General features: G+C 66.5%; 19 protein-coding genes. 4 read left to right on the forward strand and 15 right to left on the reverse strand.

Translation table 11 applies throughout. From position 1 onward, the window contains the following. Window positions 1–5: 5 nt before the first annotated feature. The 5 genes from trbJ to trbB are packed head-to-tail and all read right to left on the reverse strand — an operon-like array spanning window position 6 to window position 4,720. Entirely contained in the window at window positions 6–716 is a 711-nt protein-coding gene (trbJ, locus tag ACTJI5_RS03585) for a P-type conjugative transfer protein TrbJ (RefSeq protein ID WP_440859432.1), read from the reverse strand. Beyond that, window positions 713–3,154: a conjugal transfer protein TrbE gene (gene trbE / locus ACTJI5_RS03590; protein WP_440859433.1), complete on the reverse strand. Its 2,442-nt coding sequence runs from the start codon at window positions 3,152–3,154 to the stop codon at window positions 713–715. Before trbE ends, trbJ begins: the two co-directional genes overlap by 4 nt. Then, the gene (locus ACTJI5_RS03595; protein WP_054727787.1) at window positions 3,151–3,411 is read right to left on the reverse strand and encodes a VirB3 family type IV secretion system protein; all 261 of its coding nucleotides are present in this window, start codon (window positions 3,409–3,411) and stop codon (window positions 3,151–3,153) included. The genes trbE and ACTJI5_RS03595 overlap by 4 nt, the downstream gene beginning before the upstream one ends. Next, complete coding sequence (locus tag ACTJI5_RS03600; protein ID WP_440859434.1) at window positions 3,411–3,743, reverse strand: TrbC/VirB2 family protein; 333 nt, start codon at window positions 3,741–3,743, stop codon at window positions 3,411–3,413. Before ACTJI5_RS03600 ends, ACTJI5_RS03595 begins: the two co-directional genes overlap by 1 nt. After that, window positions 3,743–4,720, reverse strand: coding sequence for a P-type conjugative transfer ATPase TrbB (gene trbB / locus ACTJI5_RS03605; RefSeq protein WP_056350352.1), 978 nt, complete (start codon window positions 4,718–4,720; stop codon window positions 3,743–3,745). Before trbB ends, ACTJI5_RS03600 begins: the two co-directional genes overlap by 1 nt. A gap of 218 nt (window positions 4,721–4,938) precedes the next feature. Between trbB and ACTJI5_RS03610 the strand changes: the two genes are divergently transcribed. From ACTJI5_RS03610 to ACTJI5_RS03625, 4 genes are all read left to right on the forward strand, one after another. Beyond that, window positions 4,939–5,457, forward strand: coding sequence for a helix-turn-helix transcriptional regulator (locus ACTJI5_RS03610; RefSeq protein ID WP_077029198.1), 519 nt, complete (start codon window positions 4,939–4,941; stop codon window positions 5,455–5,457). Window positions 5,458–5,536: 79 nt separating this feature from the next. Beyond that, a complete protein-coding gene (locus ACTJI5_RS03615; protein ID WP_440859435.1) occupies window positions 5,537–5,845 on the forward strand; it encodes a hypothetical protein in 309 nt (102 codons plus the stop codon). Between the two features lie 41 nt (window positions 5,846–5,886). Continuing rightward, entirely contained in the window at window positions 5,887–6,375 is a 489-nt protein-coding gene (locus ACTJI5_RS03620) for a hypothetical protein (protein ID WP_440859436.1), read from the forward strand. Beyond that, window positions 6,324–7,295: a JAB domain-containing protein gene (locus tag ACTJI5_RS03625; protein ID WP_440859437.1), complete on the forward strand. Its 972-nt coding sequence runs from the start codon at window positions 6,324–6,326 to the stop codon at window positions 7,293–7,295. The genes ACTJI5_RS03620 and ACTJI5_RS03625 overlap by 52 nt, the downstream gene beginning before the upstream one ends. Here the strand turns inward: ACTJI5_RS03625 and ACTJI5_RS03630 are convergent. The 10 genes from ACTJI5_RS03630 to ACTJI5_RS03675 all read right to left on the reverse strand — a co-directional run bounded on the left by ACTJI5_RS03630 (window position 7,271) and on the right by ACTJI5_RS03675 (window position 15,079). Beyond that, window positions 7,271–7,702, reverse strand: coding sequence for a CopG family transcriptional regulator (locus ACTJI5_RS03630; RefSeq protein ID WP_440859438.1), 432 nt, complete (start codon window positions 7,700–7,702; stop codon window positions 7,271–7,273). The genes ACTJI5_RS03625 and ACTJI5_RS03630 overlap by 25 nt on opposite strands. Beyond that, a complete protein-coding gene (locus ACTJI5_RS03635; protein ID WP_440859439.1) occupies window positions 7,699–9,693 on the reverse strand; it encodes a conjugal transfer protein TraG in 1,995 nt (664 codons plus the stop codon). Before ACTJI5_RS03635 ends, ACTJI5_RS03630 begins: the two co-directional genes overlap by 4 nt. An 18-nt stretch (window positions 9,694–9,711) precedes the next feature. Next, the gene (locus tag ACTJI5_RS03640) at window positions 9,712–11,454 is read right to left on the reverse strand and encodes a relaxase/mobilization nuclease domain-containing protein (RefSeq protein ID WP_440859440.1); all 1,743 of its coding nucleotides are present in this window, start codon (window positions 11,452–11,454) and stop codon (window positions 9,712–9,714) included. A gap of 222 nt (window positions 11,455–11,676) precedes the next feature. Then, window positions 11,677–12,405 (reverse strand): lytic transglycosylase domain-containing protein, encoded by a 729-nt coding sequence (locus tag ACTJI5_RS03645; protein ID WP_439511633.1) that lies wholly within the window; start codon window positions 12,403–12,405, stop codon window positions 11,677–11,679. 3 nt (window positions 12,406–12,408) lie between these two features. Further along, on the reverse strand, window positions 12,409–12,741 hold the full coding sequence (locus ACTJI5_RS03650; protein ID WP_440859441.1) for a DUF736 domain-containing protein: 333 nt from the start codon (window positions 12,739–12,741) through the stop codon (window positions 12,409–12,411). Beyond that, window positions 12,738–13,328 carry a S26 family signal peptidase gene (locus tag ACTJI5_RS03655; protein WP_440859442.1) on the reverse strand — a complete coding sequence of 197 codons (591 nt, stop codon included), beginning with the start codon at window positions 13,326–13,328 and terminating at the stop codon, window positions 12,738–12,740. The genes ACTJI5_RS03650 and ACTJI5_RS03655 overlap by 4 nt, the downstream gene beginning before the upstream one ends. Next, window positions 13,325–13,855 carry a DUF2840 domain-containing protein gene (locus ACTJI5_RS03660; protein ID WP_440859443.1) on the reverse strand — a complete coding sequence of 177 codons (531 nt, stop codon included), beginning with the start codon at window positions 13,853–13,855 and terminating at the stop codon, window positions 13,325–13,327. Before ACTJI5_RS03660 ends, ACTJI5_RS03655 begins: the two co-directional genes overlap by 4 nt. Before the next feature lie 11 nt (window positions 13,856–13,866). Further along, window positions 13,867–14,118, reverse strand: coding sequence for a helix-turn-helix transcriptional regulator (locus ACTJI5_RS03665; RefSeq protein WP_054727809.1), 252 nt, complete (start codon window positions 14,116–14,118; stop codon window positions 13,867–13,869). A 117-nt stretch (window positions 14,119–14,235) separates the two neighbouring features. Beyond that, complete coding sequence (locus ACTJI5_RS03670) at window positions 14,236–14,901, reverse strand: DNA -binding domain-containing protein (protein WP_440859444.1); 666 nt, start codon at window positions 14,899–14,901, stop codon at window positions 14,236–14,238. Continuing rightward, entirely contained in the window at window positions 14,807–15,079 is a 273-nt protein-coding gene (locus tag ACTJI5_RS03675) for a transcriptional regulator domain-containing protein (protein ID WP_368389942.1), read from the reverse strand. The genes ACTJI5_RS03670 and ACTJI5_RS03675 overlap by 95 nt, the downstream gene beginning before the upstream one ends. Window positions 15,080–15,134: the final 55 nt, after the last annotated feature.

Here is a 15,134-nt window from a genome sequence, read left to right on the forward strand (position 1 = left end):
CCATCTCAATTGCCCTTGCGGAAGCGGCGGAAGCGTTCGCGGCCTTCGGCTTCGGCAGCGGCCGCGCGCGCGGCATCGAGCATCTCGGCGCGCCCCTGCGCCGTCATGACGGCGGCAAGGTCGGCGATCTGCTGCGACTGGATCGCGAGCAGCTGATTGCCCGCCTGCGCGGCCTGCAGCGCGCCGGTGGCCGACTGGCTGGCGCCGACGACAGTCGAGATCGACGTCCGCGTCCCGCCCATGTTCGAGACGATGCCGGCCTGCACCTTCATCGCGTCCTCGAAGGCGCCGACGCTGTCCTTCCAGCGCGCTTCGGCGTTGGCGACGAGCGCCGACGTCGGGCCCGAAAAGGCGGTGCCCTTGTAGCGCTGCTCGAAGCCCTTGCGGATGTCGGCGACGTCATAGGCAATGCCTTCGGCCTCGCTCAGCAGCTGCTTGGTCTGATCGATCTGCGCCTGCAGTTCGCCGAGCGTCGACGTCGGCAGGCTCTGGAGGTTCCGCGCCTCGTTGAGCAGCGAGGTCGCCTGGTTCTGGAGCTGCTTGATCTGGTTGTTGATCTGCTCGAGCGTGCGCGCGGCAGTCAGGATATTCTGCGAATAGTTGCGCGGATCGTGGACGATACCGCCGGCCTGCGCGCTCGCCGGCGCCGCGATCATCGGACCGGCGGCGGACGCGAGCAGCGCCGCAGCCAGAACGCGGACGATATTCTTCTTCATCGGGGGTACTCCTGGTTGGGGGCGACGGTGGGGGGAAGCAGCTCGGCCGCCCATTCGAGCTTGCGGTGGGAGAGCCAGGCGGCCGCGAACCCGCCGCGGCCGTGCGCGGCGAAGAGCTCGCCGATGCGGGTCTGGTCGGTCTTCGAGGAGGCGGCCGTGAAGGCGAGTGCAATGTCGCCGAGGCCCAGGTCGAAGAGGCGGTTGCCGCGGCGCGACTGGCAATAATAATCGCGCTTCGGCGTCGCCCGGCTCAATATCTCGATCTGCCGATCGTTGAGCCCGAACCGTTCGTAGATGCGGGCGATCTGCGGCTCGAGCGCACGCTCGTTCGGCAAGAAGATGCGGGTGGGACAGCTCTCGATGATCGCAGGCGCGATGCTCGACGTCTCGATGTCGGCGAGGCTCTGCGTCGCGAAGACGACGCTGGCGTTTTTCTTGCGCAGCGTCTTGAGCCATTCGCGGAGCTGCGCGGCGAAGGCCGGGCTGTCGAGAATGAGCCAGCCTTCGTCGATGATGATCAGCGTCGGGGACCCGTCGAGACGCCCTGAGATGCGGTGGAAGAGATAGGAGAGCACAGCGCCCGCTGACGAGGCGCCGACGAGTCCCTCGGTCTCGAAGACCTGCACGAACGCGTCGCCGAGCCTTTCCTCTTCGGCATCGAGCAGCCGGCCCCAAGGACCGCCGACGAGATAGGGCGCCAATGCCTGCTTGAGTTCGATCGACTGGAGCAGCACGGCCAGACCGGTGAGCGTCCGCTCCCCGACCGGCGCGGTTGAGAGTGACGTCAGCGCCGTCCAGAGGTGCTCCTTCGCCGCGGGATCGATCTCCACGCCCTCGCCCGCGAGCATCGCGGCGAGCCATTCCGCCGCCCAGTTCCGCTCAGCCGCTTCGTCGATCCGCGCGAGCGGCTGCAGCGCCACCCCGCCTTCTGCGTCGTGCAGCGCACCGCCGAGATCCTGCCAGTCGCCGCCCATCGCGAGCGCAGCAGCGCGGATCGAGCCGCCAAAGTCGAAGGCGAATATCTGCGCCCGCGGATAGCGGCGGAACTGCATTGCCATGGTGGCGAGCAGCACCGACTTGCCGGCACCGGTCGGGCCAACGACGAGGCAGTGGCCGACATCGCCGACATGGAGGGAAAGGCGGAACGGGGTCGAGCCTTCGGTCTTGCCATACAGCAAGGGGGCATCACCGAAATGCTCGTCCCGTTCCGCCCCCGCCCACACGGCGGATAGGGGTATCATGTGGGCGAGATTGAGCGTCGAAACAGGAGGCTGGCGGACATTGGCATAGACATGGCCGGGCAGCCCACCGAGCCAGGCCTCGATCGCGTTCATGCCCTCGATCGTGCAGGTGAAGTCGCGGCCCTGGATGACCTTCTCGACGAGACGAAGCTTCTCGGCCGCGAGCGCCGGATCGACGTCCCACACGGTCACAGTAGCAGTCACATAAGCGATGCCCGCATGATCGGCGCCGAGTTCCTGCAGCGCCACATCGGCGTCGGCCGCCTTGTTCGAGGCGTCGCTGTCCATGAGCACCGACTGCTCGTTGGTCATCACCTCCTTCAGGATCGCCGCGATCGACTTGCGCTTCGCGAACCATTGCCGCCGGATCTTCGTCAGCAGCTTGGTCGCATCGGTCTTGTCGAGCATGATCGCGCGCGTCGACCAGCGGTAGGCGAAGGCGAGCCGGTTGAGTTCGTCGAGCAGCCCCGGCCAAGTCGCCGACGGGAAGCCGGTAATCGTCAGCGTCCGCAGGTGCGACGTGCCGAGCCGTGGCTCGAGCCCGCCGACGAGCGCCTGATCGGTCAGCAGCGCATCGAGATAGACGGGCGTCTCGGGCACGCGAACGCGCTGGCGCTTGGTCGAGACGGTCGAGTGGAGATAGGTCAGCGTCTCGCCGTCATCCAGCCACTCGGCCTCGGGCATGAAGCCCTCGACGAGATGGAGGACGCGGTTCGTCCGGTCGACGAAGCTCACGACATGCTCGCGCGGAGCGACGCCCGAACGCGCCATGCCCTCATAAAGCCACCCTTCCGCGCGCGAGGCATCCTCCGCCGGCGGCATCCACAAAAGAGTCAGGAAATAGCGGCTCTCGAAATGCGCCCCTTCCTCCCGGAACTGCTCCTGCCGCTCCATGTCGACAAGCGTGGACGCCGGATCGGGAAACTCCGATTGCGGATAGTCGCTCGCGGGCAGGCGCTGCGCCTCGACGAACACCGCCCAGCCCGAGCCGAGGCGCCGCAGCGCATTGTTGAGCCGCGAGGTCACGGCGACGAGTTCGGCGGGCGTGGCGCTGTCGAGATCGGGACCGCGGAAGCGCGCGGTGCGCTGCAGCGATCCATCCTTGTTCAGCACCACGCCCTCGCCCACCAGCGCGACCCATGGGAGAAAATCGGCAAGGCAGGCGGAATTCGAGCGATATTCGGCAAGGTTCATCATGGCCGCATCCAGACAGGATATTTGAGGTGACGCCTTGCGACGTCGACGAAGAGGGGATCGCGGCGCGCCGCCCAGACCGAGAGCGCATGGCCGATCGCCCAGATGGCGATGCCTGCGATCCAAAGGCGAAGTCCGAGTCCGATCGCCCCGGCAAGCGTGCCGTTGACGATCGCGAGCGACCGCGGCGCGCCGCCGAGCAAGATCGGCTCGGCGAGCGCCCGGTGAACCGGGGCGAAGAAGCCCGGAACTTCCTCCATCAGATCAGCGCTCCGCCGCCGAAGGAAAAGAAGGACAGGAAGAAGCTCGACGCCGCGAATGCGATCGACAGACCGAACACGATCTGGACGAGGCGGCGGAACCCGCCCGACGTGTCGCCGAATGCGAGGCTGAGGCCCGTCACGATGATGATCATCACCGCAACGATCTTGGCGACCGGCCCCTCGATGCTCTCGAGGATCGATTGCAGCGGCGCTTCCCACGGCATCGACGAACCGCCGGCATGCGCCGGGGCGGAAACAACCAGCGCGACGAACAGCGCGGTAGAGCAGAGCATGGCGCGACGGGCGCCATGCCGGAAGGCATGGGTCATCATATTTCTCCTTCGGGGATGAGCGGGGTGATGCAGAACTGGCCGGTCGCAGGGTCGAGGCCATCGACACGGGCAAGTTCGGAAAGGCGGCGCCCGGTGCCGTCGCGTACCAGCACGGCGACAAGGTCGATCGTCTCGGCGAGCAGCGCGCGCGGGACCGTCACCACGGCCTCCTGAATGAGTTGCTCCATCCGGCGCAGCGAGCCGAGTGCGGTCCCCGCATGGATCGTGCCGATACCGCCGGGGTGACCGGTGCCCCACGCCTTCAGAAGCTCAAGCGCCTCCGCTCCCCGGACTTCGCCGATCGGGATGCGATCAGGCCGTAGACGGAGCGAAGAGCGCACGAGGTCCGCGAGCGTCGCCACGCCGTCCTTCGTTCGCATCGCGACGAGATTGGGCGCGGCGCATTGAAGCTCGCGCGTATCTTCGATCAGAACGATACGATCCGACGTCTTCGCAACTTCCGCGAGCAATGCGTTGGTAAGCGTAGTTTTTCCGGTACCGGTACCGCCGGCCACCAGAATATTTTTCCGCTCGGACACTGCGCAGCGGAGGATCTCGGCCGAGAGGTCCGACATGATACCGGCGGTGGCATAATCGTGAAGGGTGAACACCGCGACGGCGGGCTTCCGGATGGCGAAGGTCGGCGCTGCCACCACCGGCGGCAACAGCCCTTCGAAGCGCTCGCCGGTCTCCGGGAGTTCGGCAGAGACGCGCGGCGAGCCAGCGTGGACCGCGGCGCCAACATGGTGCGCGACGAGGCGAATGATGCGTTCGCCATCGGCGGCGGCAAGAAGGATTCCGCTGTCGGCGATGCCGATGCCCAACCGGTCGACCCAAAGACGGCCATCGGGGTTGAGCATGATCTCGATGACCGAGGGGTCGGCAAGCCATTCGGCGATGGCGCCGCCAAGCGCGGTCCGGAGCATGCGCGCGCCGCGTGCCTGCGGCTCATTGCCGGTCGATGCTGCGCCCATCGGAGTCCCCGTTCATTGGTCCGGGCAACGGCGCCCGGCTCGACGGGGACGAGTAAGAGACGCAGAAAAGTCCCGGCTTCAACAGGGATTTTCGCGCGTCAAACCATCGGAAAGAATGACTAGCCATTGCCTATGCAGCCGGCTCGGTCTGCAGCTATCTTACCGCGACTCACTCCGATGATGCTTGCGCGCGGCGCTATTTCGACAATCATGTAAACATGAATGATTCGGGGTCGCACCCACTTGACGACGAAGCTCGATGGAACCGCCTGACAGAGAAGCAGCGCGCGTGCCTTGACCTGCTCATCGAGCACAAGACCTCGAAAGAGATCGCCCGGCTTCTCGATATTTCGAAGCACACCGTCGATCAGCGGTTGAATCTGGCGCGCGACACACTTGGCGCGCAGGACCGGAACGAGTCCGCCTTCATCTACCGTCAGATGAAGGAGAAATACGACCGAGTGACATACGACGCGGTGGAGGTTCCGGCGACGCCGGCATTGGTGCGATCCGAGTTTCCGGACGGCGGCTCGCCCAACCTCATGGAACTGCACGACAGTTCGGCGTTGCGGGGCGGGTCATCGGGAATTCGCCCGCCGTTCAGAGGTCTTTTCAAGCGCGATCATAATTCGGCAAACCGGCTTTGGATCTATCTCGCCGGACTTGCCGCTGCGGTCTGGATTGTCCTGGGTGGTCTCGGCGTTGCCCAAGCGCTGAACCAGCTGATCCAGAACTGACCTCTCTTCAAATCGGTCCAATTGGCTGAGGCTTTGCGGCTTCGGCGAAGGAGAACCTATGTCTGAGAATATTGCCGCAATGGCAGCCCGGCTGCATCGCGACGTCCCAAATGCCGAGGGAAGTATCGACGACGCGCTGATTGCCGTGGCTTCGCTCACCACCAGCGTCGTTATGGCCCGGCGCGCGATCGGCGCACCGGCGAAAACGGGCCAAGGAACGATCATACGCTTGGTCGAGGCGCAGATGTCGCTCGTCAAGGTCAGCGGCAGCATTCTTCGCGCGCACAATGAGCTGGCCGAGATCGGCAAGGAAACGGCCGGGTACGATCTGCGCGAATGCCCATCCGTTGCCGGCACGAAGGTCGTTCCGCTTTCTTCGGCTGCGTGAAGCGAATTGACCGAGAGCGATCCGCATGAAAAGTCACTAGAATGCGCATAGCCATTTTCGCCACGATGTTGCTGATCGCTCTCGTCTATGCGGCGTGGAAGGGGGGCGGCCCGGAGCGGGCGATGGTCGCGATAGCCGTTACCATCGTGATCTGGGATCGCTTGTTGGTCGCTTCCGGGCTGGTCTCCTATCATGTGCTCGATTTTGGTTATCTCGCGCAAGACGCATTTGGAGCCCTAGCGACGCTTGCCCTGGCGATGGTCGCATACCGCTTCTGGACCATTCCCGCGGCGATCCTTCACGCTTTGCCCCTGCTCGCCCACCTGAGCCGAGCCGTGGACCTTTCCATCAGTCCTGTCGTATATCTGACGATGCAGGTTGCATCGTCCTGGCTGGTGCCACCCCTGCTAATCCTTGCAACCTGGCATCACCAGCGTCGCCTGAAGCAGTGCGGCAGCGATCCGTCCTGGCACATCTCGTGGAAATCGCAGCCCCGGGACAAGGGGCAGCACTCGCCAAAGCCCTCCTAGACGAATTCCAGTCGCTCGGCCGCCTGTGGGCGCAAGAGCCCGAGGCCATAGCGAGAATCGTCGGCAGCAATTCTCCCGTGGCATCCCTCATCCTGCACGCCCGCGACGCCGCAATCGCGGCGGCGAGTTCCGACATCCGCGGAATTCGCATCGATCCGTTCGCAGCTGAGGTCAGACAGTATCTGATCTTGTCGATGGGCAGCCTTGCGGACGAGCGCTTCCGCATCCTGTTTCTGGATTCTTCGCACCGTCTGATCACCGACGAAGAGATGCAGCGCGGGACGATTTCCCAGATCAGCCTCTACCCGAGAACCATCTTTCGGCGTGCCCTCGAGGTGAACTCTGCCGCCATCATTCTCGTCCACAATCACCCGAGCGGCGATCCGAGCCCAAGCGCGGAAGATATCGAAGTGACGAGGCGCCTTGACCAGATTGGCAGATCGCTGGGGATCGAGGTGCTCGACCATATCATCGTCACCGCCGCCTACGCACATCACCTCATCAGTCGCGATCCGACGGCCACTCGCGAGGCGGCGGCACCTTTCGCCCTCCGAAGCCCTGGCAGCCAGCAGACCTCGGACGACGAGGACCTGGCGCTCGCCAACGCACGGGCGACGATGCGGCGACGGCTGCTCCGCCAACAATTGCTCGGCGCGCCCGAGCTCTTCGGGGATCCGGCGTGGGAGATGCTGATCGATCTCTTCATCCACGAATGCGAGCGAAAGCCGATCTCGGTGACCTCGCTATGCGTTACACCCAGCATTCCCATGAGCAGCGCCATTCGGCTCTGTCAGAAGCTCTGCGACGCTAACCTCATCCGGCGCAAACCGGATCTCTATGATGGTCGCCGCGTCTTCGTCGAGCTCAACCCCGACGTGTCCCACCGCCTCCGCGCCTATTTCCTCGCCGGGTCCGATTGAGCTTCGCCGCGGCTCAACTCTGCCGCCAGCTTGGCACCGCCGTCCATCCGCTTGGCGAGCGCATCGACAAATCCCTCCCATCGCCGTTTGCCGGTCGCCTGCGCAGCAGCGAGCGCGGCGTCGGGTATCGGTGTCGTACTGGTCAGCCAATGCCGCACAAAGAGCGCCAGCGTCTCGTTGGTGAGGTCGGTATGCCATTCGAGCCGTTCGAGGAGCCGGACCAGGCGGTCGAGGCGCCGGATCAGCAGAGCTTCGGCCCGGTCCTGATCCTGTGGCAGCAACATGGTGGTGAGCGCCGCCTCGACGACCTCGGTCTTGGTGGTGCCGCGCTGCCGGGCTCGATCTTCCACGCTTCGCACGAGGCCAGCGTCGAGGCGGAACGTCTGCTTGATATGGGCGCGGCTCACAGGTCGATCCCGTCACCGGGATCGAGCGAGGCATTGCGCGCCGCGCGCGACAGGCGGCGATCCGCAGCCGCCCGGGCGCGGGCCGCGTCGCCCTGTGCGTCGTCGTCGGCATAGTCGAACTCGCCCTGCACGGGGCGGCTTGGCGGCGCTACATTCTCATGCGCGGGAAGCTCGGGTTCCTGCCGGATCCCGCTATTCGCAGCGTCGCTCTCGCCGTCATTCTGCTCCTTGGCTTCAGGCGCGGGCAATGCGAGGCGGACGGGAGCAGGCGCAGCCCCTTCCCTCCGCGCCCAGTCGTTGGGCTTCATCAGTCCGGCCTGCCGATCGGGCGGCGCGACGACCCGGGCACGGAACCGGGCGTCGAGAAAATATCGCGCCTTCCTCGCCCGGATCGGCGCAAGACCCGCGACCATCACGATCTCGTCGTCGGGCGGGAGCTGCATCACCTCGCCGGGCGTGAGCAAGGCGCGGGCCGTCTCGGTACGCGATACCATCAGATGACCGAGCCATGGCGAGAGCCGGTGGCCGGCATAATTCTTCATCGCACGCTGTTCGGTGGCGGTTCCGAGTGCGTCGGATATGCGCTTGGCGGTTCGCTCGTCGTTCGTCGCGAAACTGACGCGCACATGACAATTGTCGAGGATCGCGTTGTTCTGGCCATAGGCCTTCTCGATCTGGTTGAGCGATTGGGCAATCAGGAAAGCCTTGATGCCGTACCCTGCCATGAAAGCGAGCGCGCTTTCGAAAAAGTCGAGCCGCCCGAGCGCTGGGAATTCGTCGAGCATCAGCAACAGCCGGCGCGGCCGCGCCGCGGGGTTGAGTTCCTCGGTAAGGCGCCGCCCGATCTGGTTGAGAATGAGGCGGATCAGCGGCTTGGTTCGGCTGATATCGCCCGGCGGTACGACAAGATAGAGCGAGACCGGGACATCATCCTCCATGAGGTCGGCGATCCGCCATTCGGACGATCCGGTGACGGCGGCGATGACCGGGTCGCGGTAGAGGCCGAGAAAGGACATGGCGGTCGAGAGCACGCCCGACCGCTCATTCTCGCTCTTGTTGAGAAGTTCCTGCGCCGCTGCAGCGACCACCGGGTGGACCGATGTGCCGAGATGCTTCGTCGTCTTCATGCGCCGCAGCGTCGTCTCGATCGGGCGGCGCGGGTCCGACAGGAAGGCGGCGACGCCCGCGAGCGTCTTGTCCTCCTCGGCATAAAGGACATGGAGGATCGCACCGACGAGGAGCGCGTGGCTCGTCTTCTCCCAATGGTTTCTTTTCTCGAGGCTGCCCTCGGGGTCGACGAGTACGTCGGCGACATTCTGCACGTCGCGCACCTCCCACTCGCCGCGGCGGACCTCGAAGAGCGGATTATAGGCGGCCGACGCCTTGTTGGTCGGATCGAAGAGCAGCACGCGGCCGCGCTTCGCGCGGAAGCCCGCGGTAAGCTCCCAATTCTCGCCCTTGATGTCATGGACGATGCAGCTGCCGGGCCAGGTCAGCAACGTGGGGATGACGAGGCCGACGCCCTTCCCCGACCGCGTCGGCGCGAAACAGAGCAGATGCTCGGCGCCATCGTGGCGCAGATAGCGTTTGCCAAGCCGCCCGATGATCACCCCGTCCTCGCCGAGCATGCCGGCGGCGCGAACCTCGCGTTCGCTCGCCCAGCGCGCCGAGCCGTAAGTCTCGGCGCGGCGCCGCTCGCGGGCGCGACAGATCGACATGAAGATCGCGACGATGATTGACAGGAAGCCTCCCGAGGCGGCGATCGCCGCGCCGCGATAGAAGACCGGCGGCGCATAGGCATCGAAGGCGAACCACCACCAGAAGAAGGCCGGCGGGGGATAGACGGGATAGCCCGATAGGCGGAACCAGGGATCGCCGAGCGCCGCCTGATAGCCAAGCTCCCATGCCGTCCACTGCGTCGCGGTCCATACCGCGCCAAGGACGATCAGGAAGATGACGGTGATTTGTCCCCAGAGGATGCGGTCGTTCATGGGCTTTCTCCTGTCCGGTCAGATGCCGATCCCGCGGCCGCGGCCGAGTGACCAGTCGATGCCGCCGGTTGCTGTCGCGGTACCGCTGATATGCTTTCCGAGGTGCGGCTCGAGCGCTGGCCGCCAGGGCACGAGCTGGAAGCCGAGCCCGTCGTCGATCATCGCGAAGCGTCCCGAGGCGAGCTGCACGCGCTCGCGGTAGATGCCGCTCACATGCTCGCCCGGTGCCGATGGCCGATGCTCGAGGCCGGTCCGCGCCGCGATCGCGCCAACGGCCGCGTCCACCTCGCTGCGGTGGAGTGTCTCGATCCGCTCCCGGGATGACCCGCGCTCTATGCCGCGCGGCACCAATTCCTCGCGCTCGAGAAAGGCGGTGCGCGCCTTCATCGCATCCCGGACCTCGCGGCCGAACCCTTGCGAGCGCATCGACCGGTCGGGCGCGGCAAGCTGCCGATCGAGCCAGGTCGCGCCGCGGGCCTCCACCTGCTCGCCGAGCGGGAGGTCCGAGCGAACCGCGAGCGAGATGTGGCGGGCGCCGTCGCGGCCGTCCCAGTGCCTCAGCTCGACGATTGCGCCAGGCTTTGCGTCGCCAGTCCACTCGAGGTCTGGAAAGCGGATATGGTGGGTTCGGCCATCCACCCCGTCGACGATCGCATAGGCGGAGCCCGCGAGTTCGTCGTCGAGCCCGCGTGCGACGAGGCGGCCGATGACTGCCCGTTCGCCCTGTTCGCCGATTGCCAGGGCCGAAGGATCGAATGCGATCCCGCGCGCCGACATCTCGCGGTGCATGGTCTTGATGATATCGCCGCGTTCCCCGATGGCGCGAAGCCTCTCCTCGGCCGCCGGATCGATGAGATATTGAGCGGGACCGACACGCGATGCGAGCTCCAGCGCTTCGAGTTTCGCGGCGCGCCCCAACAAGTGCCGGTCCGTCCCCGCATCGCGCCCGGCGACCGGACGGAGGTCGACGATTTCATTCTCGCGCGATCGCCGCGCGAGTTCGGCGTCGAGGCTGGTCCAGCGCTCGGCCTCGACTTCGCGGTGCAGGGCCGCATCGACCTGAAGCTCGCTCCTGGGGCCAAGCTCCAAGGTCGCGATCTCCGACGCTCGGCCGCGCACACCCTCTGCCATATAGCCCCGGTCGACGACGAGATCGGTGCCGTCTGCGGCGGCGCCGCGCACCAGGACATGGATGTGCGGATTGTCGGTATTCCAATGATCGACCGCGACCCAGTCGAGGCGCGTCTCGAGATCGATCTCGAGCTGGCGCATCAGGTCGCGCGTGTAGCCGCGCAGGTCTTCAAGCTCGGCCGCATCCTCGGGACTGACAATGAAACGGAAGTGGTGACGATCGCCGCCGCAGCGCTCCGCGAAGGCTCCGCGATCCGCCTCATCGCCGGCGGCATCGAACATAGAGGCGTCGCGTCCGTCGCGGGTCACGCCGTCGCGTTCGAGATAGGCTATGTGACGTCCGAGCGGAGCGGCGCGAAACCCCGCCCCGCGATGCCGGACGATCCGCGCCATCACGGTGACACGGCGCATCGCCGCGCCGCGCCGGATGACCGCAAGCGCCCGGCGACCGCGCCCGTGGCGGCCGGTCCCGCCGCGCGAAGGCCCGGCGCGCCGGAGCCGCGTGGCGCCGGAACGCGCGACCGCGCGCCGCACTTCCGCCGCGAGCCGCTTGCCGCGGGCAGCAGAACCCGCCCCCGAGTCTCTCCCCCGTCCCGGCCTGACCCGGAAATCATTGTCGTCACCGCTCATCGGCTGCGTGCCAGACGGCAAGCCGTTGAAAGGAAGACATATCCCGCATCAAATATGGCGCGGCGGACGACGTGCCATACGCAAAAGCCGAGACAAACCAACCACATACCGCCAGCGAGCTGGCCGGTCTTTTATCTTGCCATGCCCCCTTCCCCTTCGACACGAGCCAGAACAGCCGAGCCAACAGGTCCCGGCAAGCCACCGAAGGTGAGGCGCGACGGATCATTGGTCGCGACCGGAAAGCGGAACGAAGAGCGCCGCAGGTGCGCGAGGTGATGCAGCTTCTGCTGCATTTGCGCTGCGCCCGGATTGCAGCGGAGCTGCACCGGGCTGCGCAGCCGCATCGTCGCCGGAGCGATCGGTGAACAACGATGCGCTGCGCCAGGACGGTGCCGTCGGTGTCGGCGCGGGGGCGAGCGAAGCGATGCCCGATGCGCCGATCGCCGGTGCAATCGCGGTAACATAAGCGATGGTCTCGGCGGGAAGCCGGCGCCGTCCCGCCGCATAGGCGTCGGCGCGGCCGGGACCCGCATTATAGGCGGCGAGCATGAGCGAGACGTCGCCATATCGGTCCCACATCATGCGCAGATAGGCTGCACCCGCATGGATGTTCGCGCGCGTATCGAAGGGGTCTGAGCCCAGCCCATATCGCGCAGTCAGCATGGCCCAGGTCGCGGGCATGATTTGCATCAATCCCATCGCGCCCGCGTGCGACACGGCGCGCGATCGGCCGCGGCTTTCAACATGCATGACGCGCCATATCCACGCCTCGGGAATGGCGAACCGCTGCGAAGCCTCGCTCACATGTGGTGCATAGGGATGAGCGGCAGGCGCGGCGGCAGCCTGCTCACGCGCTGCCGCCGGACCGGCAGGCAGCGCCGCGAGCGCCAGCAAGGCGGCAGCGGCGATGCGCATGGCGCGGAAGCGCGCCGAGCGAGCCGAAGGCCGCATCGCTCAGCCCTTCGCCTGCGGTGCCGGGCGCGACCACAGAAGATGATATTCATCCTCGTTTCGCGTGGAGCGAATGAGATTGGCGCGAAGCGGTGCAGGCAAGGCCGGGTCGTCGATCTGCAGCGCGATATAGGAACCGGCGCATTCGCCGCTCCGGTCCCAGCCCGCTCCGATCTCGACGCCATCGTCGGCCTCGATGAGCAGCACCCGCCAGCCCGGCGCATTTTCCGCGTCGGACGGCGCAGCCGGAACGATCGCGATCATCGCGTCGAGCAGAAGGGTCCGGATCGATCCTGCGTAGCCCTCGCCTGCGGTTTGAAAGCTTCCGATCATCATGATGTCTGTTCCTCGTCCGGCAGGTTGGTGGAATGCCGCGCGCCGTTACGGCGCCAGCGAAGCGGCGCGCCGGAGGCGTCGCGGGTGAGAATGGGATGCGCGGTGCCGATGACGGCGGACGCCGGCAGCGGCCCGAAATATCGACCGTCGAGGCTGTCGGGAGACAGGCCGAGGACGAACAGCTCGCCGCGCCCCAGCCGGCGGCAGCCGAGCCAGAGCGGCAGCGTTCGTCCCATGCGGTCGGCCGATCGCGCGCGCGCCGCAGGCGCGCCGTCGATCGTGACGAAGACACCGCTCCGGCAGACGAGCGCGCCTTCAGTGGCAGCGACTTGTTTCAGGAGAGGCACGCCGCGCGGCAGATAGCCGCGCTTCGAAAGCCAGGCAGACAGCGGCGCGGGCGGCGCAATGGCGATAAGGTCGCCGCGCGCAGGCTTGGCGCCGACGTCGATGGCGTAGAGCCCCACCGGCACGCTTGGGCTCGCGTTCCAGATGAGCCGCGGCTGCGGCGCGAGAATCGCGGCCGCGCCGAACAGCCCGCAAAAGAGCGCGCCGCAGGCAGCGGTGGTGCGGAGCCACCGCCGGTTCATGGCCGGGCCTCGCCGTGGCGGAGCCACGCGGCATGGCGTTCGGCCGAGTAGGAGCGGAACGGCAGCGCGGCGGCGAGCCGCTGCCCGATATGGCGCCAGTGATCGGGCGACACGTCGCAAGCATCGACGCCCGAGGCCTCGATCATGTCGATCTCGCGGCATACCGCCCGGATGGGTTCGAGGTCGGAAAGGCTGAGAAGAATTTCCCCTCCCGGTTGAACACCGGGATAGGTCGCATAGGGCGCACCGGGCGCGACCGCCCTGATGATGACAAGGCTCCAGAATACGCATCCGAGATCGTTCATGGTGCAGCCGATCAGCCCGAAGCTCGCCCCCGGTCGGAAAGATGCGATGCGCTTGTGCGGACCGCCGGATCGCTCGGCGGCAACCCGCCCGAAGCGGAGCTGCTGTTCGAGCCGGCCCTCGATCCAGGTCATTTCGACGTCGGTCAGGCCGCCTGCGGGGAGCCGAACGCTGGCAGGCGGAGACACCGCCGCCGGCATGGGCGACGGCAAAGCCGATGCCATTCCCCGGCGCATCAGCGGCGACCTGGGCGCAGCGGCGAGATGTCGCCGACGCCGGGATCCGACGTCGATGTCTTGCGTCCGATCGCCGCCCAGGCGTCGAGATCGGCGATCGCATAGACAACGCGTCCGCCAAGCTTGTGATAGCGCGGTCCCGTCCCGTAGCAGCGATGCTTCTCGAGCGTCGCCGCCGACAGGCTCAAATGGACGGCTGCCTCCGGCGTCCTCAGATAGCGGGCGACGACGGGCGTAGGACGATCGGACAATGGGGCCTCCTGCCAAGGACCGGAACCCGGGTCAGGGTTCAGGAACGAGGAGGCGCTTTTGGAAAATCATGCCAAGGATTCGGAACGGACAAAGCGAAGGGCGTCGGAATGTCCCGATCAGGCTGCGCCGAGCAGCGCGTTGAACCCGCCGTCGCGCATGGCAACGGCGGCGCGCTGCCAGCGCGCGATGCGGCGGCGTTCGCTCGAAGCGTCCCATTCGGCGGCGGAATAGTGGCGCGCCTCGGCGAGCAGCAGCGCCGCTGCCATGTCGCGGGCCGATGCGCCCTCGGCTATGGCGTCGAGAAGGCGAAGCCATTGCACCAGGCGCCAGTGCTCGGTCGCGCCCGGGACACAGTCCGGCGCGGGACGAGCGCCACCCGTATCGAGAAGTTCACGGTGCAGCGCCATGATCAGCGAGGCACGGAGGCCGGCCTGCCCATCGGCGGGTGTGAGATACGCCAGCCGCTCGTTCGCGCGGCAGCGCCGGATCAGCAGACGATAGCGCCGTCCCCCGGCGAGCAGGACGACATGCCAGTCGCGGTACGAAAGCAACTCGGCGGCAATCTCGGGTCCGTCGACGATCTGGGCGAGGCGCAGCGCGGCAAAGCCCTTGGGCGCCGGGCGCGCGATCGTGACGAAGGCGCAGGTCTGCGGCCGCCACAGGGCGGGTGCGGCCGCGGCCGGAAGATCAGGATCGAAGGCGAAAGACCAACCCCCAGCGGCTGGCGAGCCGCCGAAAGAGCCGCGGGCGGTCGGCGCCCGGCGCCGCCGCGGCGGCGGCATAGCCGCTGCGATAGGCGGGGCTTCGGCGCAGGAATTCCTGCGCGAAGTCCGCGCGATCATATCGCTCGAATATTTTCGGAAAATATGGCGACTGCCATCCGACTGCCTGATCCATTCGCACCTCCGACCCGTTTGAGGAGAATAAACCGCCGCTTTCAGCCAATATTGCCCCGCCCATGGCGGCGTGGTTACCGGCGCATACATCATGGACTTAGCGCAAAAATATCCGAGCT

Source organism: Sphingopyxis sp. 22461, from assembly GCF_052044915.1.
GTDB lineage: Bacteria > Pseudomonadota > Alphaproteobacteria > Sphingomonadales > Sphingomonadaceae > Sphingopyxis.